Annotated in this window: 8 protein-coding genes; 5 read left to right on the top strand and 3 right to left on the bottom strand. The window is 58.7% G+C overall.

The window, feature by feature from the left end; all coding sequences use genetic code 11:
• From UW3_RS29945 to UW3_RS0124050, 5 genes are all read left to right on the top strand, one after another.
• Positions 1–597: S16 family serine protease (locus UW3_RS29945; protein ID WP_010226383.1), on the top strand; the 597-nt coding region annotated here is incomplete at its 5' end.
• Between the two features lie 173 nt (positions 598–770).
• Positions 771–1,112 carry a PA4575 family protein gene (locus tag UW3_RS0124065; protein WP_010226382.1) on the top strand — a complete coding sequence of 114 codons (342 nt, stop codon included), beginning with the start codon at positions 771–773 and terminating at the stop codon, positions 1,110–1,112.
• Between the two features lie 100 nt (positions 1,113–1,212).
• Positions 1,213–1,701 carry a TIGR00645 family protein gene (locus UW3_RS0124060; protein WP_010226381.1) on the top strand — a complete coding sequence of 163 codons (489 nt, stop codon included), beginning with the start codon at positions 1,213–1,215 and terminating at the stop codon, positions 1,699–1,701.
• Positions 1,702–1,835: 134 nt separating this feature from the next.
• Positions 1,836–2,141, top strand: coding sequence for a DUF6482 family protein (locus UW3_RS0124055; protein ID WP_010226380.1), 306 nt, complete (start codon positions 1,836–1,838; stop codon positions 2,139–2,141).
• A gap of 86 nt (positions 2,142–2,227) precedes the next feature.
• Complete coding sequence (locus UW3_RS0124050) at positions 2,228–2,845, top strand: BamJ family beta-barrel-assembly machinery protein (RefSeq protein ID WP_010226378.1); 618 nt, start codon at positions 2,228–2,230, stop codon at positions 2,843–2,845.
• Between the two features lie 135 nt (positions 2,846–2,980).
• Here UW3_RS0124050 and UW3_RS27625 read toward each other — a convergent pair.
• The 3 genes from UW3_RS27625 to UW3_RS0124030 form a co-directional block, all read right to left on the bottom strand.
• Positions 2,981–4,182, bottom strand: a protein-coding gene (locus tag UW3_RS27625) for an IS3 family transposase (RefSeq protein ID WP_237716772.1) whose coding sequence is annotated in 2 segments (ribosomal slippage) — positions 2,981–3,876 and positions 3,876–4,182 — 1,203 coding nt in all. Because the reading frame shifts where the segments join, the coding sequence is not laid out codon by codon here.
• A gap of 32 nt (positions 4,183–4,214) precedes the next feature.
• Positions 4,215–4,463 carry a PA4570 family protein gene (locus UW3_RS0124035; protein ID WP_010226372.1) on the bottom strand — a complete coding sequence of 83 codons (249 nt, stop codon included), beginning with the start codon at positions 4,461–4,463 and terminating at the stop codon, positions 4,215–4,217.
• A gap of 124 nt (positions 4,464–4,587) precedes the next feature.
• Positions 4,588–4,929 (bottom strand): zinc ribbon domain-containing protein YjdM, encoded by a 342-nt coding sequence (locus UW3_RS0124030; RefSeq protein WP_010226371.1) that lies wholly within the window; start codon positions 4,927–4,929, stop codon positions 4,588–4,590.
• Between the last annotated feature and the right edge of the window lie 99 nt (positions 4,930–5,028).

Below are 5,028 nucleotides of genomic sequence, written 5' to 3'. Positions count from 1 at the left end.
AAGGGGGTGATGATCCTTCCCGGCTACCTGGGCAGCCGTTATGCCCAGGAATTCCCCCTGGCGATCTCGGCGAGTATCGCCCTTGAGCAGTCCTATGGTTACGTCGACGGTGACAGCGCCTCCCTGGGCGAGGCCTGCACGCTGATCTCGGCGTTGTCGAAGACGCCGCTCAAGCAGTGCTTCGCCATTACCGGTTCGATCAACCAGTTCGGTGAAGTGCAAGCGGTGGGTGGGGTCAACGAGAAAATCGAAGGCTTCTTCCGCCTGTGCGAAGCACGTGGCCTGACCGGTGAACAGGGCGCGATCATCCCGCGTGCCAACGTTGCCACGCTGATGCTCGATGAGCGGGTGCTGCAGGCGGTGCGCGCCGGTATGTTCCACGTCTATGCGGTAAGCCAGGCCGACGAGGCCCTGAGCCTGCTGGTCGGTGAGCCTGCCGGTGAACCGGATGAAGAGGGCCAGTTCCCTGAAGGCAGCGTCAACGCCCGGGTGGTGGAGCGCCTGCGGGTCATCGCCGAGATGATCAGTGAAGAGGACCTCAAGGAGGCAGAGAAGGAACATGCCGAGCAGGCCCTGGCGCAGGTAAAAGCTTCTTGAACTGAGTGGTACGAGTCAAAAAAACGGCGCTAAATGGGGTGTGACCATTCGGCGCCGGTTTTTCCACGCCTGGGTGGAATTCTTCTATTCTTCAGATCAGGGACAGTCGTAGGTACAGGAACGAGACAGCCTTCACCTGAGGGCTGAACAAGGGTTTACCGAGGACCTTCGCCATGCCGCGCAGCCTCAGCCTCACCCGTCAATGCCTGGGCCTGGTGACCCGCATTGAATGCAGTATCCGCCCACTGGCCGGTGACAATGGCATGTGGACCTTGCTGTTTGCCGCCGGCATGGCTGGCGAGCAGCCCTCTGCGATCAAGGCCCAAGGGCCGTTTCACGGGCCGTTCGTGGCCGAGTCGGTGCTCAATGCCATTGTCGACAGCCTGACCTTGCACGGTTATCAGCTGGCCGATGATCCGCAGATCTGGTGTGTGCACCTGCAAGCCCAGCTGCGCCGGATCAACGGCGAGCGCGTCCATCACGTCGGCGACTTCCAGTTCCATCCGGAAACCTGAGTCGCAGGCGCCACGCCTGTGGCAGCGTGCCACGGGCTTTTTCTGTCATGGGTGGCTGTTATACTCGCGCTCGCTTTTTTGCCAACCTGACGAGTTTTCAATGGAACGTATTATCGAAAATGCGATGTATGCCTCGCGCTGGCTGCTCGCGCCGATCTATTTTGGTCTGTCGTTGGGCCTGTTGGCGCTGGCACTGAAGTTCTTCCAAGAGATCTTCCACGTCCTGCCCAACGTTTTCGCCCTGGCCGAAGCCGACCTGATCCTGGTGCTGCTGTCGCTGATCGACATGGCCCTGGTCGGTGGTTTGCTGGTGATGGTGATGATTTCCGGTTACGAGAACTTCGTCTCGCAACTGGACATCGACGAGGACAAGGAAAAACTCAGCTGGCTGGGCAAGATGGACTCGTCTTCGCTGAAGATGAAGGTCGCCGCCTCGATCGTGGCGATTTCCTCGATCCACCTGCTGCGGGTGTTCATGGACGCGCGCAACATCGAGCCCCAGTACCTGATGTGGTACGTGATCATCCACATGACCTTCGTGGTCTCGGCCTTTGCCATGGGTTACCTGGACAAGGTCACCAAGCACTGATCAGGCGTTTTGCCCAGTCAACAACCGCCCGTGCGTTGCAAAACGGACGGGCGGTTGCGGTTTTGCCTTGTGCTTTGTGCGCGGCTGTACAGAAAATGAACGGTCACTCGAAGTTCCGGTAACGAGGTATCGCAATGAACCTTCACCAACTGAACACCGAGGCCAGAGCCGGTCATGTCGAAGAGCTCAACCTGATCGCCATCGAGGGCGGTGATTTCATTATCGAGGCACGGGTAAAAGGCCACGCCCATCCGCTCTCGGACACCCATGGGCAGCGCCTGAAAGTGCATTCGGTAGTCGATGCGCAACGCCTGCTCAGCGGTTTGCCAGCGGTGCCAGTGCACCTGGTGCACTGGTCGATGGATGATGAGATGTGCGGCGGTGGCGATGCCGGCGATGGCGACCTGAAAATACCGATGCCACGACGTTCGGCCTGGTAGCTGATCTGCGCCAGCGCAGTGTGCTAGGCTGCTCGCCCTTTTCATAAAGGGCGCGGCTGTCATGCGCCCTGCAGCGGAGCAAGCAAATGTCCGAACTCAACCTGTCTACCGACGAAACTCGCGTCAGCTACGGCATCGGCCGTCAGCTGGGTGGCCAACTGCGTGACAACCCGCCACCAGGCGTAAGCCTGGACGCCATCCTGGCCGGCCTGACCGACGCCTTCAACGGCCAGGACAGCCGCGTCAGCGAAGCCGACCTGTCGGCCAGCTTCAAGGTCATCCGCGAAATCATGCAAGCCGAAGCTGCTGCCAAGGCCGAAGCTGCCGCTGGCGAAGGCAAGGCCTTCCTGGCTGAAAACGCCAAGCGTGACGGCATCACCACCCTGGCTTCGGGCCTGCAGTTCGAAGTACTGACCGCAGGTGAAGGCGCCAAGCCAAGCCGCGACGACAGCGTGCGTACCCACTACCACGGCACCCTGATCGACGGCACCGTGTTCGACAGCTCCTACGAGCGCGGCCAGCCAGCAGAATTCCCGGTCAGCGGCGTGATTGCCGGCTGGACCGAAGCCCTGCAACTGATGAATGCCGGCAGCAAATGGCGCCTGTACGTGCCGAGCGAGCTGGCTTACGGCGCTCAGGGCGTTGGCAGCATCCCGCCGCACAGCGTGCTGGTGTTCGACGTCGAGCTGCTGGACGTTCTGTAAGACGTTCTTTAAGAACGTCAGAGGGCCTTTCGACCCTCATCGCTGGCAAGCCAGCTCCCACAGGATTCGCTTCACACCGGTCCATTGTGGGAGCCGGCTTGAACTGGTCAACAGATTTTGGACACCGGTTTAGGTTCATGCCGCAACCTTGAGCTTTTTCTCCATGGCTACCGGGGTTTCATAGCCGTTGTAGCTGTGGAGACGCTTAAGGTTGTAACGCATCAGATAAGCCTGGATGTCTAACTGTGCTTGCGCTTCGGTGTCGTAACCCTCTGCTGGCATCCACTCAGACTTCAATGCACCGAAGAAGCGCTCCATGACGGCGTTATCCCAGCACTGGCCTCGGTGACTCATGCTCTGTTCCAGACCGTACTCCTCAAGAGCAGCCCTGAATTTATGGCTGGTGTACTGACAACCCTGATCCGAGTGGAACATCACTCCAGCCGGTCTACCTCTAGATTCGGCCGCCATTCGTAGCGCCTCGCAGGCAAGCCGGGCATCGGCGATCATTGAGAAAGCCCAGCCCACCACTCGGCGAGCATACAAGTCGATCACAGCCGCCAAGTACAGCCAACGCTTGCCTACCTGGATGTAGGTGACATCGCCGCACCACACCTGGTTGACCGTCGAGACGTTGAAGTTTCGCTTGAGCTGGTTACTCGCAATCAATGCTTCTGTGCCCGATGATCGGTAACGATGCGGCCTGCGTTGCTTGCATTGCAGACCGGCTTCCTTCATCAGCATACGTACCTTGTATCGCCCGGCTTTATGGCCAGCACGACGCAATTCCCGAACCAGCGTTCGCGACCCAGCAGAGCTACGAGAGACCTTGAAAAGGCTGACCATCGTTGAACGCAGATCCTCTCTGACCGGATCCTTTCGCCCTTGGCGTTTTCGCCATGCGTAGAAACTGCTGCGCCGAACTCCAAGGACGCGACAGCAGTCGAAAACACCAAATTGCTCACTCAGTTCGTTGATCAGCGAGAACGATCCTTGGAGTCCCGAAGCAGGAGAGCACTGGCCTTTTTTAGGATTTCGATATCCCGGTCCTTTTGCCGGACTAGCGCTTCCAGCTCCTGGATTCGCTGCTGCTCTGGAGTGATGGCCTTGGCGCCGACCGGTGTTTGGCCTTCTCGTTCCTGGCGCAGTTGCTCGACCCAGCGACGAAGCGCGGTCCGCCCTAGACCAAGGCTCTCGCAGACATCAGGGACTGACTCACCATCGTCCAGCACCATCTCGGCAGCTTTGATTTTGAATTCGTTCGAGTAAGATTTTCGCACTGATTTTGCCTCCAATTGGGCGCCATAATAGCGCCCGACGAAGGTGTCCAAAATCATTAGGCCAGTTCAGCCTTGCCGGCGATGCGGTTTCAGTTCCAATCGGTCCCGCCACCCGGGCGCAACGCCCGCGCATAGCAGAACAGGAACAGGTTCCTCACCAGTTCCTTGAGCACACCCGGCTCACTCGAATTCAAACCATTGAGATCCAGGTCACCCTGGTCGCGCAGTTCGTCCAGTGCTTCTTCTTCAAGCACGGCACAGACCTCGCCGGTTTCCCGGTGCAGGATGCGCAAGTATGGATGGGGGCGGTCAAGCCAGGCGTCTATCAGATAAGTCATGGCTATTCTCCTTGAAAGCGTTCAATGAGAATAATTCTTATTATCAAAATAGCAAGTGCCTATTGGCGGTTTTTTCCAGGTTGTGGGCTGTCGAGGCCGCAGGGCGGCCCCGAACCCACCAGAATCAGACCTTGCGGACGAATTCAGATTTCAGCTTCATCGGGCCGATGCCATCGATCTTGCAGTCGATGTCGTGGTCGCCATCGCACAGGCGGATGTTCTTGACCTTGGTGCCGACCTTGACCACCAGCGAGGTGCCCTTGACCTTGAGGTCCTTGATCACGGTGATGGTGTCGCCGTCCTGCAGGACGTTGCCCACTGCATCCTTTTTTACCGCCTCATCGCTGGCTGCTTCGGCATCACCGGCAGCCGACCACTCGTGGGCGCACTCGGGGCAGACCAGCTGGGCGCCGTCTTCGTAGGTGTATTCGGAGTTGCATTTGGGGCAGGGTGGCAAAGTGCTCACTAAGGTTCCTCAAGACGTACAGGTACAAAACCTACATTGTATAAGGTTTTGTTGTCGTGGGGCGAATGCAATCGCGGGGCAAGCCCGCTCCCACCGTGT

Origin of the sequence: Pseudomonas donghuensis (assembly GCF_000259195.1) — a bacterium.
GTDB classification, from domain to species: domain Bacteria; phylum Pseudomonadota; class Gammaproteobacteria; order Pseudomonadales; family Pseudomonadaceae; genus Aquipseudomonas; species Aquipseudomonas donghuensis.
Note: the sequence above shows the minus strand (reverse complement) of the source record. Positions and strands in the feature narration are given on the sequence as shown.